This window comes from Myxococcus sp. XM-1-1-1 (assembly GCF_020037095.1).
Classification (GTDB): domain Bacteria; phylum Myxococcota; class Myxococcia; order Myxococcales; family Myxococcaceae; genus Myxococcus; species Myxococcus fulvus.
In genome coordinates this window covers 205979-224619 of the sequence record NZ_JAIQDH010000004.1, presented here as the reverse complement: position 1 = coordinate 224619, position 18641 = coordinate 205979, and the positions used below count along the sequence as shown (strand labels likewise).

Sequence of the window (18641 nt, the reverse complement as noted above, 5' to 3'; positions counted from 1 at the left end):
GCTTCAAGCAGGTCGCCGCGCGGCCTCAACTCACCACGCCTTCCGGAGGCGGGTGCATCCATTGGACCAGCTGGAGGATGACGCCATTGTCATCCGCGACCTGGAAGAAGCGCTCGCCCCAGGGCTCGGTCTCGATGGGCGTGAGGATTCGGACGCCCTCGTCCTGCAGCCGTCGGTACTCGGCGTCGATGTCGTCGACGACGAACGCGACGAGGATGCCCTCCGCCTTGCGGTGCTTGAGCGACTCGGGCTTGAGCGACTCGAGCCCCGTGCGCAGGAAGATGAGGTTGAACCCCGCGTCCTTGCGCGACAGGGACACGAACCCGTCCGCGGACATGTCCTCCGTGAACCCGAAGTGGCGCTTCATGAACGCCGCGGACGCGGACACATCTTCGACATTCAGCGAGATGGCGGATGCGGTGATGCGCATGCGGACAGGCCTCCGGCTCGATGTGGACGAGAATCTACGTACAATGTACGGAGTAGCCAGTCAAGGCGGGCTCTGGCACTGGAGAGCGCATGGCGACACATCGCAGCGGCGCGGGGGACCCCGCCCGGACGCTGGAGCTGCTCTGGAGGAAGGACGTCCCCTCGGCGGGGCAGCGGGGGCCCAAGCCGACGCTGAGCGTCGACGGCATCATCGCCTCGGCGGTGGAGCTGGCGGACCTGGAGGGCCTGGAAGCGCTGACCATGCGCAAGCTGGCCGAGCGGCTCTCGGTGGGCCCGATGACGCTCTACACGTATGTCCCGGGCAAGGCGGAGCTGGTGGACCTGATGCTCGACCAGCTCTACGCGGACATGCCGCGTCGCGCGCCCGAGGACACGGGCTGGCGCGCCCGGCTCGAGGCGGTGGCCCGCGACAACCATGCGCTGTACGAGCGGCACCCCTGGATGAGCGACATCGCCACCAGTCGCCCGCCCCTGGGCCCTGGGTTGATGGCGAAGTACGAGCACGAGCTCGGCGCGCTGGAAGGGCTCGGCCTGGACGATGTCGAGATGGATGCGGCGCTGACCTTCGTGCTGGGCTTCGTCGAATCCTCCGCGAGGAGCACGAGCCGAGCACGCGCGGCCTCCGTCGAGACGGCGAAGACCGAGGAGGCCTGGTGGAAGGCGAACGAGCCGCTGCTGGCCCGCGTCATGGACCCGGCCCGCTATCCCCTGGCCTCACGTGTGGGGGCCGCGGCGGGAGCAGCCCACGGGGCCGCCTACAGTCCGGACCATGCCTTCGGCTTCGGCCTCCAGCGCGTCCTCGATGGGCTGGGCGCGCTCATCCAGGCCAGACAGCCACGAAGGTCCCCTCCTCGCACACCCCGATGAGCGCCCTTTCGAGAAAGTGACTTATTCTCGCTTTGCTCATCTTGAGAGGGAAGGCCGTGGTTTGCTGGGGGCATGACCCCAGACATCACGAGACGTGCTCCCCGGTACTCACGGCTTGGCCTGTACGGCGTGCTGGCCCTGACCTTCGCGGCGCTGAGCTGGCCCACGAGCGCCTACGCGCAGGCGTGGACACTGACCACGGAGCAGCGGCAGGCGTTCCTCCAGTACTACGCGCCCGTGCTGCTCAAGCGGGGCAACGGGGACGACGGACGGCACGGCTATGACTGGGTGACGAGCTTCGACTTCGACCGGGACGGGAACTTCTCCAACAACAAGCTGAACTGGAAGCGCATCCCCCAGTACGTGGACGCCTCGCGGGCGGGGCCGAGCGCGTATGACGCCTGGCGCATCCGTCCGACGCTCTACACGTCGCTCATCGAGTTCATGGATGGGAGCAAGAACCTGAAGCTCATCTACCACGTGTATCACGCGCTCGATAAGAACGCGGCCGGGGACTACCAGCTCCACGACTGGGAGCGGGTGGAGATGCTGGTGACGAACGCGGTGGGCGCACCGGGCAGTGGCGAGTCCGTGGCGTACGCGGTGGTGACGCAGCACAAGCGCAACGTGGTGCGCCGCGCGGGACACGTGGACCTGAACTTCATGCAGACGGCCACGGGCAAGCACCTGCTCATCTGGCAGGCGGAGTGGTCGGACAAGCTCGCGGCGGCGCATGGGCAGGAGCTGCGCTTCGTGACGGACCCGTATGCGTTCTTCGCGGGGAGGATGGCGAGCGCGGGCAAGGCGGAGGCGGGGGTGAACAACGATGGCGGGCGGAAGAACGTGCACTACGCCTTCGTGCCGGAGGGCTCGGCGGACGCGGTGGCGGCGTTCGGAGCGCGGGCGCTCACGTACGCGACGGCGGACGCGCTGGCGAGCCGCTACGACAACGGGAAGACCATCACCTGGCCCAACGTGAAGCGCGTCACGTATGAGCTCCAGGACCTGGCGGACATCCTGCCCACGCACTGGCAGCACGGCGGCTACGCGACGCACTGGTTGGACACAGGGCCCATCGACTTCTACCTGGAGAGCGCGCTGGTGAACGAGGGCGGCGCCACGGAGGTGAGCGCGGGCATGCAGCGCTTCTTCCCCAAGACGCGGGACGTGGAGAACGACGATGACCGCGAGGGGTACATCGCGAAGAAGTGGTTCGTCGGGACGTACGAGATGAACGACAGCGCCTCCGACTTCGGAGGGGGCGGCTCCAACGCCTTCCACGACAACGCCTACGCGAGCACGGCGGTGGACTCACGGGGCCAGACGCGGGCGAGCGCGAGCGGCTACACGACGTCGCCGTCCTCGTTCTGGTGGCAGCACGACTACTTCGTGCACGCGGGCTTCACGGACTCGACGGACGGCGTGGAGCAGGGCTTCTGGTTGCCAGGGGCCTGGTACCTGCCCGCGAACGGCGGCTTCGACGGCCGTTGGGTCCAGCTCTTCGACGACCGCCCGGGCCTCGAGTCGGGACAGCGCTGAGTCCCACGGCGCGAGTCGTCACGTGCATCCGACGACTCGCGCCTGGAGCCTTAAGGCCGCGCAATCTTGCGCAGCCGCACCTTTCCATCGACTCCAGGCGAGGGGTCCTTGTGGGTCAGGACCTTGCCGGAATCCGCATCGGACATCTCGATGCCCAGGTCCACCAACTTGCGCACGGCCTCCTGGAAACGGGAGGTTCGCAAGCGCTCCGGCACCTCCATTCCGAGCCCGCGCAGAACAGCGCTGACAATGCGAGGCCGGCTCCAGTCGTGCGAGAGCCCGATGAGATAACCCACGGATGGCGCGACCACCGTGTGCCCCACCTCTTCGTCGGATTCCATCCCCTTCGACGCCGCTGTCTTGAGTGCGGCGCCCGCCTTCGTCACGGGACGAACGAAGTGCTCGTCCAGATTGAGCTCGGAGTTCATGGACTCTTTTCCGAACTCTGGGGGGATTTCGCCTTGAATGAAGATCGTACGAGCGAAGGCCACCATCTGGGCCTGCGTATAGCTGCCAATATCCGGCGAGAAGTAGCGACGGTCCTTCCACCGGAATGGGCGACGCAACAGCCGATAGAGCGCCTCGCGATCAAGGTCGAGAATCAGCTGCTGGAGCGAATCTTTGTAGGCCGTCGCCAGAGCCTGCCTCAGCTCCGCGTCGGCGCGACGGTCACTCACCTTCCGTAACGCAGCCAGGGTTCGCAGCCCCTTGCCATCAACCAACTGCAGCACTTTCAGCACGGGTATCGCCATGGTCCCCTCCAACCCAAAGGCTGAAAGAGCATGGCTCGTTTCGAAGAGCGACAACAGAGGGTGGCAACGACCCCATCCGCTCCGATGCTCGAGACCGGGCCATTGCGCCGTGCACAATGGCCCGCATGGGACGAGCCAACCCACATCTGACGTATCCAGCCTCAGGGCTGGAGTGACACGCCGGCGTTCTCCTGCTCCCGCCGCTTCAGCTCACCCGCCGCCTGCGCGGCCTTGACCAGCGTGACGATGATGTACACGCGGACGACGAACCCGAAGATGTTCGGCTTGCCACCGGCATCAATCGAATCCATCAACGTCACGACGGTGTCGCCGATGTACAGCAGGACCGCGAGGATGGGCCCGAACCTCGTGGCCCGATAGGTGAAGAAGCCGAACACGGCCACCAGCGCGCCGAAGACGATGGAGCCGATGCCCAGCCCGAGCGCCTCCATCTCCTCGCTCGCCGTCAGCATGCCGATGACGCCCAGCAGCGTGTTCAGGCCCGCCAGGACATACAGCATGTAGGCCGCGGTCTTGATCTGCTGCTCGGGGTCCGTCGACGACCCGGGCAACGGGAGTCCATTGCGCTTCACCGCCAGCTCCGCGCTGAGCACGCCGGACTGGAGCTGCACGTCCAGCACGGTCCGGTCCGGCAGCGTGAACCGCACCCCCTTCTTCAGCGCGGAGGCTCCGCCTTCAGACGTCCCCACGACCTGGCCGTCGAGGACCACCGTGAAGTTCCTCCAGAACATCCCCCACACAAACTCGAGACGCAGAGGACCACCTGCCTCCAGAGCAAACTTCCTCGTAGCCATTCATGCCCCCACTTGATGCGTCAGAAGACGTCGACCCTCGGACTCCAGGGAGTCCATCGGCCTGACCGCGAAGCGTACACGCAACCCGACAGAATCCCTCAAACCTGGAGCATCAACCCGACGCCAATGACAACCAGCACCACCAGATGGAACCACCCCACATTGCGCGCCAGCACCGCCCAGCCCTCGCCCGACCCGGGCGACGTGCCCGCGCGGATGGCCGCCAGCTCCTGGTAGCCCAGCACCAGTCCGACGAGCCCCGGGACGAATCCGCAGAACCCCAACGTGGCGAAGACGACCGCGAGCGTCGCCCTCCTGGATGGCTTCTCCCCCAGCGCCACCTTGTGGCAGCGAAGGCACAGCATCCTCCCCACCTGCCACCTGCGGCAGCCCTCACACACGAAGGTGCCACATCGACTGCATGCCCCGTCCGCGAGGCGCTCGGGATGAAGAGGACACGTCGCCGCCAACGACTCCATCCCCATTCTCTATCATGCCCGCCGAAGACACGCCGAAGGGTCGGCCCGGACCACTTCAGGACGCCAGGACACCGCGCCGCACCAGCTCGCGGAAGTAGCGGGCCGCCGGGTCCACGTGGGTGCGCTCGTGCCAGCACATCGAGATTCGCACCGTGTGCGGAGGAATCGGCGCATCGACCGCCTGCACCGCGAACCTCGCCCCCTTCTCGCTGACCAGTGACTCCGGCAACGTCGCGACCAGGTCCGTCGTGGCGACCACCGCCGCCGCCGCCGTGAACGACGGCACCGCCATCACCACCTCCCGAGCAATCCCCGCCCGCGCGTACGCCGCCCCCACCGCGTCACGAAAGCTCTTCCCCGGCACCATCTCCACCCGGACATGCTGGAGCCCACCCAGCGCCCGCACGGACAGCCTTTTGCCCAGCACCGGATGCCCTCGGCGCGCCACCAGCAGCGTGCGCTCCGTCAGCAACGGTTCGAGGTGCAGCCCCGTCCCCTTCCCCGCGAGCCCCAGGTGCAGGTCCACCTGCCCCGACCCCAAATCCCCCAGCGACACGAGCGAGTCGATGCCCACCACGGAGAGCCGCGCATCCGGCATCTCCCGACGCATCAGCGCCGCGATGCGCGGCACCCACGTCAGCTGCCCCGCATCCGCGACCGCCAACGTGAAGGTCTGCGTGCAGCGCCCCGGCTCGAACGGAACCTCATGGAGCGCCAGCTCCATCTCCCGCAGCCCGCGACCAATCGCCGGCGCCAACGCGAGCGCCCTGGGCGTCGGGACGATTCCCCGCCCCTTGCGCGTCACCAGCGGGTCTCCGAGCAGCGCACGCAGCCGCGCCAGGCTGTTGCTGATGGCCGACGGCGTGACGTGGAGCCGCTCCGACGCTCGGACCACGCTGCGCTCGACGAGCACGGTGTGGAGCACCAGGAGCAGGTTGAGGTCGATGGCCCCGATTTGAATGCTCATTTTCCGTGAGGTTACTGCTCACGAACCATCACGGCCAGCGAGGACGCTCCGGGCACATATTGGGGCATGCACAGACTGCTCGGCTGGCTCGCCACCGGCGCGCTCATCGCGTGCCACGCATCCGCACCCGTCATCCCCCACCCCACGCCCATGCCCACCACCCACCAACTCCCCGTCCTCGACTCCTTCCTCTCCTACCGTGAGGAGGGCACCGGCTCACCCATCGTGTTCCTCCACGGCAACCCCACCTCCTCGTACGTCTGGCGCAACGTGACGCCCCGGCTCGCGGACAAGGGTCGATGCCTCGCACCCGACCTCATCGGCATGGGGAGCTCCGGAAAGCCCGACATCGCCTACCGGTACGCCGACCATGCGCGATACCTCGACGCCTGGTTCGACGCGCTCGGTCTGCGCGACGTCGTGCTCGTCGGCTACGACTGGGGCGGCGTGCTCGCCCTCGACTGGGCCGCTCGGCACCCGGACCGCGTGCGCGGCGTCGTCGTCTTCGAGACCTTCCTGCGCCCCATGCACTGGAGCGAATGGCCGCCCCAGGGAGAGAAGCTGTTCCGCGCACTGCGCACACCCGGCGTCGGCGAGCAGATGGTGCTCGAGCAGAACGAGTTCCTGGAGCGCTCGCTCAGCAACGGCGTCAAGACGGGCCTCAACGACAGCGCCCGGGCGGCCTACTACGCGCCCTACCCCGACGCCGCGTCACGGCGCCCCATGCTCCAGTGGCCCCGGGAGATTCCCATCGACGGCAGCCCCGCCGATGTCGCCGCCGTCATCGAGCGCTACGACGCCTGGCTCGCCCAGCCCACCGGGAAGCCCGCGCTCCTGTTGACGTTCGATGGCGGCAGCCTCAGCGCGCCCAAGACCATCGAGTGGGCCCGCACCCAGTTCCCTCGCCTCGAAATCGTCCCCCTCGGCCCGGCGGGCCACCACGCGCCGGAGGACGTGCCCGAGGACATCACCAAGGCACTCCGAAGCTGGCTCGACCACCAGGGCTGGTAGGCTCACCGCGAACCGACCAGGGCCTGCTCGACTTCCGCCAAGAGCGAGCCCTGACGACCCTCAGCGCAGGTCCAACAGCCCCGCGTCGGTGATTCGCCCAAAGCCCTTGAGCCACACGTACTCATCCGTATCCGCATCGAACACGGCGACCGAGCGTCCCGGGTCGAAGAGCAGCAGCGTCCGCCCATCCTCGCTGATGTCGTGCGCGCCCTCGAAGCCCTCGGCCTTCGTCACCCGGACCTCGTCCCGCTCGACCGAGTACTCGTACAACTGGGAGAGCTTCCGCTCGTAGTAGTTGCTCTCGATGAAGAACACCGACTTGCGCCGCGGGCTCCCCGCCGTGAGCTCGTAGCTGCTGCAGTAGGTGTCATGGGTCTTCCAGACCCGCTCCTGACCGGTGCGCAGGTCCAGGCGCCGATAGGTGGCCGAGTCCGCGCCCTCGCAGTTGCCGCCCTCGTCCTGCGTCCCCTCGCGATAGAAGACCATCGTGTCCCCTATCACCATGGGCGACAGCATCCCCTTGCGCCTCAGCTTCAGCGGCGGCCCCACCTTCCACGGCTTCGTCCCAGTGGGGTCCATCGTGGCGATGCGGACACCCCCCTTGTCATGACGCAGCACCGTGCGCGACTCGCCTGGCAGCACCTCATTGCCCGCCTTGTCCGTCTGGTGCACCGGCAACACGCGAATGCCCTCGGGCTTCGGACCGAAGCTCCAGCTCCACCAATCCGTGGTCGTCACCGTTCCATTGGTGACGAGCACCCGAGCGCCATCCTCCGTGAACATCATCGGCATCTGCGAGTGGTGGACGTTGTTCTCGGTCCACTGCGAAGCAACGCCGGGCGTCACCCCCACGACCCCGTTCAGGTCCCCCATCACGAGGAAGGAGCCCTGCTTCGCGCGCCCCGACTTGCTCCGGGGCACCTCGAGCTTCCGCCCCGCGAGCGTCACGCTCACCAGGCGCTCGTGCCCCTCGTCCCCGCCCACGGAGAGCGACATCGCCCAACGTCCCGTGGACGGATGCACCGCCAGGAACCAGAGCGAGCACGGCTCCTTCTCCTGGAACCGCGTCCCCTTCTCGGGTCCCGCCAGCCACTTGCGCTCCTCCACGTACTCGCACTCGGCGAGATTCCGCGAGCCCTGCGAGTCGGCGTAGACAACCCGGCCAGGAGCCAGGGCAATCAACGGCACCGGGGAGACCGTGACGTCGGGGGACTGAGATGATTCGGCCCACGCCGTCGCGGACGTGGCCAACAGTGCGGTGAGCACCGTGCGGCGCAAGATGTCGTGCATGCGCCTGATGACGCACGCCGACACGCCCTATTCACGCTGCGTGCGCATCCCCACTCACGCGTTCGTGGACGCGTCCTGCTCCAGCGCCTCGCGCACCTCGCGCAGCGTGCCCACCACCGTCTTCAAGGACGCCGCGGTCAGCTTGCCGCCCAGCTTGTTGGCCCACGCGAGCTGCCGGGCCTCCACCTCGCGCAGCCGCTCGCGCCCCTTCGGCGTCAATCGCATCAACTTGGCCCGACGGTGGTGCGGGTTCTCCTCGTACTCGATGAACCCCTCCGCCTCCAGCGCGTCCGCCGTCTGCTGCACGCTCTGCCGCGTCAATCCGATGGACCGCGCCACGTTCGCCACCGGCGCGGGCTCGTGGTCCACCACCCCCAACACCTGCCACCGCGCGCTCGTCAGCCCCGACGGCGCCGCCAACCGGTCCCCCGCCGCCAGCAAGAGGCCGTTGTTCTGGAAGATTTCGAGCACCAGGTCCGTGAAGGTCGACCCGGCCGTCGTGTATTTCGCCATGCCCACAGGCTGGCTGATTGACAGTGCCCTGTCAAAAGCGCCGCCACCCCGGTTCGCGTGAATTTCCGGAGCCTCCGGTCGTCCAGGGAGCTGAATCCCCGCCCCCAGGAGCCTGAGATGCTTCGCCCCCTCGCCGGACTTCTCCCCCTGTGCCTGCTGGCCGCCGCCTGTGGAAGCTCCGCCCGACAGCAAGCGCTGCTCGAGCGCCGGGAGTCCATCCGCGAGTCCAACAGCGCCTTCGCCGCCGAGGAGCTGGCGAACCACCGAGGCAAGAGCGGGTTCCAGGAGACCCGGTGGGGCATGTCTCCCGACGAGGTCCGCGCGCTCTACCCCGAGGCTCGGACGACGTCGTCCGAAGGTGACCTGCGCGTCGCCCTGCGCGTCACGGACCGCCCGGCGACGGTGGACTTCCAGTTCACGCTGAACAAGCTGGCCGTCGTGTCGCTGCGCTTCGACACCGGCGCGCCCCTGCGCGAGGACTTCGACGCGCTCTCGGAGCTCTTGTCCATGAAGTACGGCGAGCCCACCTCGCGGCGGGACACGGCCGAGGAGGCGGAGGCGCGCGTGCGCAGCGCGGAGTCCTACAACCGCAGCCTGGGTGAAGGCACCCGACGCTCCCGCACCACCGCGGACGACCTCGCCTACGAGAACAAGGTCCGCGTCGAGGCGCTCGCGGCGCAGTCCGACTACGTCGTGGAGAAGTCGTGGAAGGACACGGAGACGAAGCTCCAGCTCACCGGCTGGCAGCAGCCCGACACCCGCAGGCTCACGCTCGACTACGTGAGCCGCTTCCTGGAGCCCCACCTGGGCAAGCGCTCCACCGAGCTGGAGGCCCTGGAGAAGAAGCGCGAGCAGGCCCAGGAGCTGTGAGCGGGGGACTCGGGAACGCCGCTCCCGAGCCCTCCACGCAGGCTCAGGAGCGCCGACGCCGACGCGCGCCGATGAGCCCCATCAACCCCAACAGCGCCATCCCCGCGAGCGGACCGCCGGAGCTGTTGCAGCCCACGGCCTCCTCGTCGTCCTCGCTCGGGGACAGACCGCCGGGAGGAATCACGCCGCCCGGTGACTCGTCCGGCCGGGAGCCCGCATCCGCGACGGGCGTCCCCGCATCTGCGACGGGCGTCCCCGCGTCCACCTCGGGCGTCCCGGCATCCGCCGTCCCCGCGTCCACCACGGGCGTGCCCGCGTCCACGGGCGTGCCCGCGTCAGGCGTGGGGGTGGGCGTCGTGGGCAGCACGTCCGCGAGCGTCGTCGCCTGGATGAAACCATCGTGGTACAGCACGCCCACCGGCTTCACGGTATCGCTGCGGTACAGGCCCAGCTTCAGGTAGTTGTTCTGCCCCGCGTACATCGTCGCGGCGGCGCGCTTCGCGAGCACCTTCTCCTTGTTGTGCCACAGCTCCACGAAGCCCGTGCTCGCCTTCGCGGACCACTTCACGTGCAGGATGAACTCGTGCCAGACGCCTCGCACGAGCTTGCCGCGCCACGGAATCGTGGAGTCGGAGTTGAGCGCCATGCGCATCTCCTCGCCGCGCACGTAGAACTCCAGCGGGGGCGAGCCGCAGCAGCCATCATGGTGCCACTGCGTGAAGAGCTGCCACGTGTCCACGCTGGGGAAGTCCGGCGCGAACATCACCTTCCAGCGGTAGTAGTACTCCGAGCCCTCCTTCTCCTTGCCCAGGTACACCAGCTCGTTGCGGTTGCCACTGGAGTTGATGGGGTCGTCGCCCTGCTTCACGGTGACCTTGAGCGCGTACTTCCCTTCGGCCACGGGGTTGCTCACCACCAACAGACGGTCCGAGCTGACCATCTGCTCGCGCGTGTACTGCGAACGGTTGCCCGTCTCGAAGTCACCGCGCCAGAGGATGTCCCCCGACGCCAGGCCAGGGAGCAGGAACATCGCCAGCAATCCAGGGACAAAGACTCTCAATGGCACATGTCCTTGCGAAGGTTTGAAAGCCAACCTTCGACAGACCGTAGCCGAAACGATTCCGTGTTTCATTCCCCCGGCAAATTCTTCCCTCTTGCCTGACAACAGAGCGAGCATCCGGGCAGGGGGATGGATGTCTGATAAATGTTTCGGCGAGTGGAAGCGCCTCGCACCACCCGGCCGAACCGGTGAGTTCAGCTTATGACTCGGCGCGTCACGCAAGGAAACAAGGGAGCCATGGGCTGACCGTTCGGAGGTGGTGTGGTGTATGGTCCCCACCCCTTCCGGCGCTCCGTTCCGGCAGCGTCCCGGGTGCAACCATGCTTGTCCTGCGTGACGTCCAGAAGACCGACCTGGCCGGCCTCAAGCGGCTCGCCGCCGTGCTCAACACGGTGAACCTGCCGAACAACGAGGAGACGCTCGAGAGCATCATCGACAAGTCGGTGAAGAGCTTCGCCGGGAAGGTGAAGAACCCCTTCGAGCGCGAGTACCTCTTCGTGCTGGAGGACATGCGCAACGGGCTCATCATCGGCACGTCGATGATCATCGCCCAGCACGGCACGTACGAGGCGCCGCACATCTACTACGAGGTGAGCGAGCGGGAGCACTACTCCGCGTCCCTGGAGCGCCACCTGCGGCACAAGGTGCTGTCCATCGCCTACAACTACGAGGGCCCCACCGAAATCGGCGGGCTGGTGGTGGACCCGCCCTACCGCGCCACGCCGGACAAGCCCGGCAAGCAGCTGTCCTACGTGCGCTTCCTGTTCATCGCCATGCACCGGCGGCTGTTCCGTCCCCGGGTGCTGGCGGAGCTGCTCCCGCCGCTGTTGCCGGATGGACGCAGCCTGCTGTGGGAGGCGTGCGGCAAGAAGTTCACCGGCCTGACGTACCTGGAGGCGGACCGCCTCAGCCGGCAGAACAAGGAGTTCATCAAGGAGCTGTTCCCCGCGTCGGACATCTACGCGTCGCTCTTCCCGGACCGGGTGCAGAAGGTGCTCGGCGAGGTGGGGCCGCAGACGCGCGGCGTGCAGCGCATGCTGGAGCGCGTGGGCTTCCGGTACGTGGAGCGCATCGACCCGTTCGACGGCGGGCCCCACTTCGAGGCCAACACCGGTGACGTGACGCTGGTGCGCAAGTACCGCACGGTGAAGCTGGCGGCCGAGGACTTCGAGCTGGAGGGGGATGACGTCCTGGTCGCCTTCGAGCGCGAGTCGGGCCGCAACCGCTTCCGCTCGGTGCGCTGCCACGCCCGGCTGGACAACCAGGTGGCCTACCTGCCCGCGCGCGCCAAGGAGATCCTGGGCGCGAGCGCCGGCGCGAAGCTCTCCATCATCCCGTTCGAGTAGCACTCACGGACGTCGGACCACGCGGTGGTCTTTGCCCTGGAGGGCCAGCGCACGCTGGCCTCTAGCGCCGGGCCCCGCGCATCCGCCAGCGCCATGGGCAGCGCACTCACGGACGTCGGACGACGCGGTGGTCTCCGCGCAGCAGCGCGAGCCACCGGGCCCCGGCCTCCAGCGCCGGGCCCTGTGCATCCGCCAGCGCCACGGGCAGGTGCGTGTCCTCGCGCACCGGGTCCATCGACGTGGGGTCCAGCTCCAGCGTGCCCCCGTCCTCCAGCGCCACGCGCACCCACGCGTGCGGCCGCGCGGGCCCGCCGTCCACCACCAACAGCCCGTGCACCAGGGCCACCTTCACGCCCCGCTTGCGGGCTCCGGCCGCGAAGCGCAGCGCGTGCGCGAGGCACCCACCCGCCTCGCCCTCGCCGTCCTCGCGCCAGTCCGCCGCGCTCGGTCCCTTCTCGATGAAGGCCGCGTGCACCCGCGCCGCCAGCGCCCTCGCGGCCCGGGCCGTCCAGGGTGTCATGCCCGGAAGCCTCGCGGGCACCTCCAGCGCGGGCACCAGGGTCAGCGCCCCACGCTCGCCCTGCACCGGCAGCCCCTGGGCGAAGAAGTCCGGAGGCGCCACCAGCCGCGTGTCCGGCGACGCCACGGTGAAGCGGGACTCGCCCACCTCCAGCACATCCATGAGGCCACGCGCGTCGTAGCGGGCCCGGAAGGGTGTCCCCAGGAGCGTGCCCTCCACCCAGGGGGCCGTCCCACCGGTGACGCAGTGCGGGCCCTCGCGGCCGGAGAGCTCCTCGCGCCCCGTGACGCAGCCCGGGGTGGGAGGCCCGCGCCACAGCCACAGCGCCTGGGGCACCACCGGGCGGCCGACGAGGCGCCCCTCGGCGTCCACCTCCAGCAACGCCGTGCGTCGACGCGCGCCCGAGTCCTCCCCTCGCGTGTGCAGGTGATGGCTGTCGTACCGGAAGGCCGCCGCCTCACGCGTCAGCGTCACGGTCCCCACGGGCACCCCGCGCCAGGCGAAGACGTAGCAGGCCGTCTCCTCGGGCGGGTGGGCCCGCGCCGAGCCCGGACTGACGGGGTTCGCGGGGAGGGCCAGGGCCAGGAGGGCGAGCAGGATGGGCACGAGGGGGACGAGTCTGCGGCGTTTTGAGGACCGGCGCGAGAAGGCGGAGTACCCTTCCCCGGGTCCATGGGCGCCAAACGGTACCTCTTCGCGTTCGGCCTGGCGGCCGGTCTGCTCTCCGCGCTCGTGCTGGGGGGCGTGCTCCAGCTCACCGGCCAGCGGCTGGACGTGTCCGCGTGGACGGCGCTGCTCTTCGCCACGCCCACGCTCTACATCGTGGGCGGCTACCTGTCGTGGTTCCGCTGGGCGGCGCTGCGCAGGCTGGCCCGGCGGCGCGTCATGGCCCAGCTGGCCGAGGGCGACCTCACCACCACGGGCGGCTTCCGCTACGAGGGGCATGAGGACGTCCGCCGGCTCATCCTGTCGCTGCGCCGCGCGCTGTCGCAGGTGCAGCGGGTGACGGCGAACCTGCACCGCACCAGCAACGAGGTGAGCGAGCAGGCCCTGAGCCTGCTGGAGGCCGCGCGGCGCCAGGGTGGCGCGGTGGAGCGCACGCTGCACTCCGTCAGCGGCATGGGCGGCAGCCTCCAGGTGGTGGGCAAGCGCGTGCACCAGCTGGAGGTGTTCGCGGTGGACACCACCGGCGCGCTGCTGGAGATGACGGAGCGGCTGGAGCAGGTGGTGGAGTCGCTGTCGCAGGTGAACGACTTCGCCAACCACACCACCTCGCTGATGCAGGCGATGAGCGAGCGGCTGGCCAACATCGCGTCCTCGGGTGACGAGCTGGCGCGCTTCGCCGCGGAGGCGGAGAACTTCGTGGCGCTGGTCGAGGGTGGCATCGACTCCGTGCGCAGGCGCGCCAGCGAGACGAACCAGCTGGCCCTGGCCGTGACGGCGACCGCCGAGCGCGGCGAGGTGCTGGTGGGCGACAGCGTCAAGGGCATGTACCGGGTGGAGGAGACCGTCCGGAAGGCCGCGGAGCTGATGGGCACGCTGGGCTCGCGCTCCGCGGAGATTGGCCGCATCGTCGACGTCATCCAGGAGATCGCCGACCAGACGAACCTGCTCGCCCTCAACGCCGCCATCATCGCCGCGCAGGCCGGCGAGCACGGCCGCCCCTTCGGCGTGGTGGCCAACGAGATTCGCAACCTGGCCGAGCGCACCACGCGCTCCACGCGCGAAATCGCCGCCATGGTGTCCGGCATCCGCGACGCGGTGATGACCGCGGTGACGCTGGTGCACGAGGGCCGCGAGCAGGCCACCACCGGCGTCGCGCTGGGTGACCGCGCGTCCGAGGCGCTGGTGGAGATTCGCACCATCACCCAGCGCACCTTCAGCGCCGTGGAGGCCACGGTGACGGAGACGCAGCGGCTGGAGGCCCAGGGCGCCACCGTCGTCGAGGCGAGCCGCCGCGTGGCCCGGCGCGTGGAGGACGTCACGCGCATGGCGATTGAACAGGCCGGCCACGCGCGCGAGCTGGTGCGCCAGACGCAGGAGATGGCCCGCGTGGGCCACGGCGCCTCGCAGAAGGCCGAGGACCAGGCGCGCACGGGACGCGATTTGTCCGAGTCCGTGGTGCGCCTGAGCGCCGCGATTGAAGAGCTGCGCACCGCCAACGTGGTGCTCACGCGCGCCGACGCCTCCATTCGCGAGGAGGTGGCGCAGGTGCGCGAGGACGCGCGCCGGGTCATCCGCATCGGCGACGGGCTGACGCGCACGGTGGACCAGCTGGGCCACGAGGCGGTGGGACTGGAGACGGAGGTGTTCCGCTTCCGCCTGCCCCAGCCTCGCACGGGCGGCACGCTGCGCGTGGTGCTGCACCAGTCCGCCTCGCTGCGCAACCGCCAGGCGGTGGACCCGCTGTTCAGCGTGGAGAACCAGCTCTCCGAGCTCACCGCGTGTTCGTTCTCCGGGCTCGTGCGACTGGAGGACGGCGGCCTGGAGCCGGACCTGGCCGAGCGCTGGGACGCGGACCCGTCCGCGCGCCGCTATCGCTTCTATCTGCGCAAGGGCGTCACGTTCCACGACGGCTCGCTCTTGACGGCGGGCGATGTGAAGCGACACCTGGAGCGTCTGTTGGACCCGGCGGTGCGCTCGCCGGACCGCAGCCTGCTCGAGGACGTGGAGGGCGCGCCCGAGTTCTCGTCGGGCCTGGCGCGCGAGGTGACGGGCATCGAGGTGCTGGACGACGCCACACTGGAGATACGGCTGCGCGAGCCGAAGGCGTTCTTCCTGCACCTGATGGCGCTCACGGCCACGTCGGTGGCGAGGATGGACGGGAGCGGGCGGCTGGTGGGCACGGGCCCCTTCCGCGTCATGTCACTGGAGCCGGAGCGCGTGGTGATGGAGCGCAATCCGTCCTACTGGCGCTCGGGGACGCCGCTCTTGGACCGGCTGGAGTTCCAGCTCGTCGACTCGCGGCAGGAGGCGGTGTCGAGGCTGCGCACGGGCACGGCGGACCTGGTGTCGTTCCTCTCGGCGGAGCACGTCGAGGTGCCGGGCCTGGAGTCGCTCCAGGTGCTGGCGAGCACCACGCCCTCCACGGCCTTCGTGGCGCTCAACCTGCGCGAGCCGCCCTATGACGACGTGCGGGTACGTCGGGCGCTGCGCGCGGGCATGGACATCATCGGATTGGTGGAGCAGTTCCACCCGGGGGCGCGCGTGGCGCGCACGCTGACGCCGCCGGAGCTGCTGGCGGGCTCCGAGATGGCGCCCCTGCCGGCGCCCGACGTGGCGCTGGCGGAGCAGTTGTTGCGCGACGCGGGACTGCGCCGGCTGAAGCTCACGCTGCACCACCCGGTGGGGCGTGACACGTCGACCGAGGACGCGGTGTTGTTCCGTCCGCTGATGCAGGCGGGGCTGTTGCAGTTGGAGCACGTGGAGCTGGCGCCGGAGGAGTACCTGACGCGGCTGCGCGACGGGAAGATGTCGGCCTTCCGCACGCTGTGGCTGGCGGACTTCCCGGACCCGGACACGTTCCTCTACTTCCTGCTGAACTCCAGCGCGCAGACGGTGTACCCGGTGGGCTACCGCAACCCGGAGCTGGACCGCATCACCTCCGAGGCGCGCGTGTCCATCGACCCGGAGCTGCGCCAGCAGCTCTACGTGCGCGCCGAGCACCTGTTCCGCGACGACTGCCCGCTCATCCCGCTGTACCACGAGCGCGTGCACGCGGCGGCCTCGGCGGCCGTGCAGGGACTGCGGCTGCACCAGACGCCGCCCCAGGTCCGCTTCGAGACCCTCTGGGTGGACACGAACACCACGGAGTGACTCGGCGCGCCTCGAGCCGCTGGGGCCGAACCGAGGCCTGCGTCGAGACTTTCGAGCAGCCTCCGCACACATCGCCCCCCTCGGGGTGAACCCGCCACGCGGTCGCGTCGCTGAGGTCGGCGCGAGACTCACGTCGAGCGCCTTGGGTGGACCTGAGCGCGGCGATGTCTTTCAGCGCGCCTCGCGCCTCACGCCCGACGAACTCCCGTGTCGTTGGGGCCAGCCGAAGGGCGACGCCTGGATGCCACCCATCCCGTAGGCCTCCACGCGCCAGACGCCATCACGCTCCAACACGACGAGCAGCCGGCCGCCGGAGAACGTGCTGCCCGCAACGCGCGTCGGTCGTCCGGGGAGCGCGCACATCTCCACCTTCTTCCCTCGCGCGAAGAACTGGAGCCACACCTGTCGCCCGTCCGTGCGCTCGGCGTCGGCGAGCACACCCACCGCGTCACCTTCGACGAGCGTCGCATCGTGGAACGAGCCCGGCACCTCCTCGAAGGGCAGCGCGTCCACCTCCCACGCCACCAGCCCCGTATTGGAGTCCACCGCGCGCAGCACCGTGCGCTCCTCGTCGGGCGCACATGGCAAGCCATCCGTGCGAGAGCAGGAGCGAGCGAACACGTAGCCCGGGTTCCCCGCCGAGGACAGCAGCGCGGGCTCGGCCAACGACATCAGCGTCCGAGAGCCCGCGTCCCAGTCCACCGTCACGGGAGCGCTGCCATCCGTGGGCACGAAGGCCCGGGTCCCCACGAACAACGTGCCCCCCGCCACCGCGAGCGACGCGCTCCCACCCGGGACACCACCGTCCGCCAGCTCCGAGATGAGCAGCGAGCCTCCATCCGGCTCGAAGTCCGCGCGCTCCAGCCGCCCATCCACCGTGTACCGGAACGCCGTCTCCTCCGCATCGAGCGCGAGCCGCGCCTCACCGCGCCACGCCTCCACGGGCCCCGCGCGCAGCACCGTGCCCGCATCCTCACGTCCCGCGAGCCAGACCCACCGCGTGCTCTCGGGCACCGCCACCGCGCCACCATCCTCCGGCACCGGGCCCCACGCCACATGCGCCACCACATCCCCCGCCGCCGTCAGCGCGACCTGCCCCGCCTCCACGTGACCCAGCCACGGCCCCGCATCCGAAGAAGCACCGAGCGACGTCCACGACGCCTCCCACTGTCTCGCTCCCGGAGTGCGCGGGGCATACGACTCCAGCCCCTCCGGCGCAGCCACCACCACCCCCGCATCGGACGCGGCCAGCAGCGTGCGTGCGCCCCCATCCGGATAGGGCGACTCGAAGCGCAGCAGCCCGCCCTGGGTGAAGGACACGAGCCGGCAGCCCGCATCCTCGTCACACACGGAAGAGAACAACGCACCGTCCTGCACCAGCAGCGCGGGAGCCCCCACGGGCTCCCCGCCGAGTTGCTGGCTGAACTCCGCCTCCAGCTCCCCCGCGTCGGGCCGCTCGCACTCGCCATCCTGACAGGTGCCCTCACCCCGGCACGCGGTGGCGGGAGCGCAGACGATGCCATCCGGCGTGGCGAACTCGTCACACGAGCCGTTGAAGCACAGCCGCGCCGACTTGCAGTCCCCCGGCCCACACGGGATGAAGTCCTCGGCATCCACCTCCTGGCAACCCTCGTCCCGGTCGCACACGCCCACCTTGCACCGGTTGCTCGGCGTCGGACACACCACCGGCGCCGTCACGCAGCCCTGCGAGGGCGAGCACGCATCCACCGTGCACGGGTTGTCGTCATCACACGTGCGAGGAGAGCCCACGCAAGCACCCGACTCGCAGCGCCCGTTCACCACGCAGCGGCTGGTGGGGATGCAGGTGGCGCCATCCTCCAGCGCCCGCTCGATGCAGGTGCCCGTGGCCAGGTCGAAGCTCGACTCGTGACAGGGGCTCGATGGCACACACGTGAGCGGCCGCACCCCCAGGCCCGTGAGGCGCACCGTCTCCGTGCGCCCCGCGCCCGTCAGCGTCAGCGTCCCCTCCGCGGGCCCGTTGGCCGCGAGGAAGTCCACCTCCACCACCGTCGTCCCGCTGCCCGGCACGGTGACCTCCGCGCTCGCCACGCTGAAGGGCGCGCCCACGGACGCCGTCACGGTGAGGCTCGCGCGTCCGGTGGCCAGCAGCGTCACCTGCCTGCGCGTGAGGCTGCCCTCCAGGGCGCGACCGAAGTCGACCTCCGTCTCCTGGGGACGGAAGCCCTGGCGCGCGTCGCCCGTGCCCGAGTCATCCCCACAGCGACAGCCCGTCAGCGACAGCGCGAGCGCGACGAGCAGGAGCGTCCACGAAGAGGTGCGCGAGGCCATCCCTCGACTCAAGCGCGCCCGGGCCGCCCCATGCAA

General features: G+C 69.6%; 16 protein-coding genes. 6 read left to right on the top strand and 10 right to left on the bottom strand.

Going from position 1 to position 18641, the window contains the following annotated elements; genetic code table 11:
- Positions 1–25 precede the first annotated feature (25 nt).
- Positions 26–430 carry a VOC family protein gene (locus K8640_RS11400; protein WP_223747074.1) on the bottom strand — a complete coding sequence of 135 codons (405 nt, stop codon included), beginning with the start codon at positions 428–430 and terminating at the stop codon, positions 26–28.
- 89 nt (positions 431–519) lie between these two features.
- Here K8640_RS11400 and K8640_RS11395 point away from each other — a divergent pair, with 89 nt between their 5' ends.
- Together K8640_RS11395 and K8640_RS11390 are read left to right on the top strand one after the other, a co-directional pair.
- Positions 520–1317: a TetR/AcrR family transcriptional regulator gene (locus tag K8640_RS11395; RefSeq protein ID WP_223747073.1), complete on the top strand. Its 798-nt coding sequence runs from the start codon at positions 520–522 to the stop codon at positions 1315–1317.
- A gap of 72 nt (positions 1318–1389) precedes the next feature.
- Positions 1390–2856 (top strand): hypothetical protein, encoded by a 1467-nt coding sequence (locus K8640_RS11390; RefSeq protein WP_223747072.1) that lies wholly within the window; start codon positions 1390–1392, stop codon positions 2854–2856.
- A gap of 50 nt (positions 2857–2906) precedes the next feature.
- On the opposite strand, the gene K8640_RS11385 is transcribed toward K8640_RS11390, so the two are convergent.
- From K8640_RS11385 to K8640_RS11370, 4 genes are all read right to left on the bottom strand, one after another.
- Positions 2907–3608: a hypothetical protein gene (locus K8640_RS11385; protein WP_223747071.1), complete on the bottom strand. Its 702-nt coding sequence runs from the start codon at positions 3606–3608 to the stop codon at positions 2907–2909.
- A gap of 161 nt (positions 3609–3769) precedes the next feature.
- A complete protein-coding gene (locus K8640_RS11380) occupies positions 3770–4360 on the bottom strand; it encodes a hypothetical protein (RefSeq protein ID WP_223747070.1) in 591 nt (196 codons plus the stop codon).
- A 161-nt stretch (positions 4361–4521) separates the two neighbouring features.
- Positions 4522–4788 (bottom strand): hypothetical protein, encoded by a 267-nt coding sequence (locus K8640_RS11375; protein WP_223747069.1) that lies wholly within the window; start codon positions 4786–4788, stop codon positions 4522–4524.
- 169 nt (positions 4789–4957) lie between these two features.
- A complete protein-coding gene (locus tag K8640_RS11370) occupies positions 4958–5869 on the bottom strand; it encodes a LysR family transcriptional regulator (RefSeq protein ID WP_223747068.1) in 912 nt (303 codons plus the stop codon).
- Between the two features lie 66 nt (positions 5870–5935).
- Here K8640_RS11370 and K8640_RS11365 point away from each other — a divergent pair, with 66 nt between their 5' ends.
- Entirely contained in the window at positions 5936–6880 is a 945-nt protein-coding gene (locus K8640_RS11365) for a haloalkane dehalogenase (RefSeq protein ID WP_223747067.1), read from the top strand.
- Positions 6881–6940: 60 nt separating this feature from the next.
- On the opposite strand, the gene K8640_RS11360 is transcribed toward K8640_RS11365, so the two are convergent.
- Both K8640_RS11360 and K8640_RS11355 read right to left on the bottom strand, forming a co-directional pair.
- The gene (locus tag K8640_RS11360; RefSeq protein WP_223747066.1) at positions 6941–8170 is read right to left on the bottom strand and encodes a hypothetical protein; all 1230 of its coding nucleotides are present in this window, start codon (positions 8168–8170) and stop codon (positions 6941–6943) included.
- A 54-nt stretch (positions 8171–8224) separates the two neighbouring features.
- Positions 8225–8683 carry a MarR family winged helix-turn-helix transcriptional regulator gene (locus K8640_RS11355; RefSeq protein WP_223747065.1) on the bottom strand — a complete coding sequence of 153 codons (459 nt, stop codon included), beginning with the start codon at positions 8681–8683 and terminating at the stop codon, positions 8225–8227.
- 117 nt (positions 8684–8800) lie between these two features.
- Between K8640_RS11355 and K8640_RS11350 the strand changes: the two genes are divergently transcribed.
- Positions 8801–9553: a hypothetical protein gene (locus tag K8640_RS11350; RefSeq protein WP_223747064.1), complete on the top strand. Its 753-nt coding sequence runs from the start codon at positions 8801–8803 to the stop codon at positions 9551–9553.
- 43 nt (positions 9554–9596) lie between these two features.
- Here K8640_RS11350 and K8640_RS11345 read toward each other — a convergent pair whose 3' ends face one another.
- On the bottom strand, positions 9597–10583 hold the full coding sequence (locus K8640_RS11345; protein WP_223747063.1) for a polysaccharide lyase: 987 nt from the start codon (positions 10581–10583) through the stop codon (positions 9597–9599).
- 350 nt (positions 10584–10933) lie between these two features.
- Between K8640_RS11345 and K8640_RS11340 the strand changes: the two genes are divergently transcribed.
- A complete protein-coding gene (locus tag K8640_RS11340; RefSeq protein WP_141331855.1) occupies positions 10934–11959 on the top strand; it encodes an arginine N-succinyltransferase in 1026 nt (341 codons plus the stop codon).
- 106 nt (positions 11960–12065) lie between these two features.
- Here the strand turns inward: K8640_RS11340 and K8640_RS11335 are convergent, their stop codons facing one another.
- On the bottom strand, positions 12066–13085 hold the full coding sequence (locus tag K8640_RS11335; RefSeq protein WP_223747062.1) for a lasso peptide biosynthesis protein: 1020 nt from the start codon (positions 13083–13085) through the stop codon (positions 12066–12068).
- Positions 13086–13151: 66 nt separating this feature from the next.
- Between K8640_RS11335 and K8640_RS11330 the strand changes: the two genes are divergently transcribed.
- On the top strand, positions 13152–16295 hold the full coding sequence (locus tag K8640_RS11330) for an ABC transporter substrate-binding protein (protein WP_223747061.1): 3144 nt from the start codon (positions 13152–13154) through the stop codon (positions 16293–16295).
- Between the two features lie 171 nt (positions 16296–16466).
- On the opposite strand, the gene K8640_RS11325 is transcribed toward K8640_RS11330, so the two are convergent.
- Positions 16467–18605 (bottom strand): hypothetical protein, encoded by a 2139-nt coding sequence (locus tag K8640_RS11325; protein WP_223747060.1) that lies wholly within the window; start codon positions 18603–18605, stop codon positions 16467–16469.
- Between the last annotated feature and the right edge of the window lie 36 nt (positions 18606–18641).

Excerpts from the sequence above, each read along its gene's own strand:
- K8640_RS11400 (WP_223747074.1), bottom strand. The coding sequence starts at position 430 with ATGCGCATCACCGCATCCGCCATCTCGCTGAATGTCGAAGATGTGTCC.
- K8640_RS11395 (WP_223747073.1), top strand. The coding sequence starts at position 520 with ATGGCGACACATCGCAGCGGCGCGGGGGACCCCGCCCGGACGCTGGAG.
- K8640_RS11390 (WP_223747072.1), top strand. The coding sequence starts at position 1,390 with ATGACCCCAGACATCACGAGACGTGCTCCCCGGTACTCACGGCTTGGC.
- K8640_RS11385 (WP_223747071.1), bottom strand. The coding sequence starts at position 3,608 with ATGGCGATACCCGTGCTGAAAGTGCTGCAGTTGGTTGATGGCAAGGGG.
- K8640_RS11380 (WP_223747070.1), bottom strand. The coding sequence starts at position 4,360 with ATGTTCTGGAGGAACTTCACGGTGGTCCTCGACGGCCAGGTCGTGGGG.
- K8640_RS11375 (WP_223747069.1), bottom strand. The coding sequence starts at position 4,788 with ATGCTGTGCCTTCGCTGCCACAAGGTGGCGCTGGGGGAGAAGCCATCC.
- K8640_RS11370 (WP_223747068.1), bottom strand. The coding sequence starts at position 5,869 with ATGAGCATTCAAATCGGGGCCATCGACCTCAACCTGCTCCTGGTGCTC.
- K8640_RS11365 (WP_223747067.1), top strand. The coding sequence starts at position 5,936 with ATGCACAGACTGCTCGGCTGGCTCGCCACCGGCGCGCTCATCGCGTGC.
- K8640_RS11360 (WP_223747066.1), bottom strand. The coding sequence starts at position 8,170 with ATGCACGACATCTTGCGCCGCACGGTGCTCACCGCACTGTTGGCCACG.
- K8640_RS11355 (WP_223747065.1), bottom strand. The coding sequence starts at position 8,683 with ATGGCGAAATACACGACGGCCGGGTCGACCTTCACGGACCTGGTGCTC.
- K8640_RS11350 (WP_223747064.1), top strand. The coding sequence starts at position 8,801 with ATGCTTCGCCCCCTCGCCGGACTTCTCCCCCTGTGCCTGCTGGCCGCC.
- K8640_RS11345 (WP_223747063.1), bottom strand. The coding sequence starts at position 10,583 with ATGTTCCTGCTCCCTGGCCTGGCGTCGGGGGACATCCTCTGGCGCGGT.
- K8640_RS11340 (WP_141331855.1), top strand. The coding sequence starts at position 10,934 with ATGCTTGTCCTGCGTGACGTCCAGAAGACCGACCTGGCCGGCCTCAAG.
- K8640_RS11330 (WP_223747061.1), top strand. The coding sequence starts at position 13,152 with ATGGGCGCCAAACGGTACCTCTTCGCGTTCGGCCTGGCGGCCGGTCTG.
- K8640_RS11325 (WP_223747060.1), bottom strand. The coding sequence starts at position 18,605 with ATGGCCTCGCGCACCTCTTCGTGGACGCTCCTGCTCGTCGCGCTCGCG.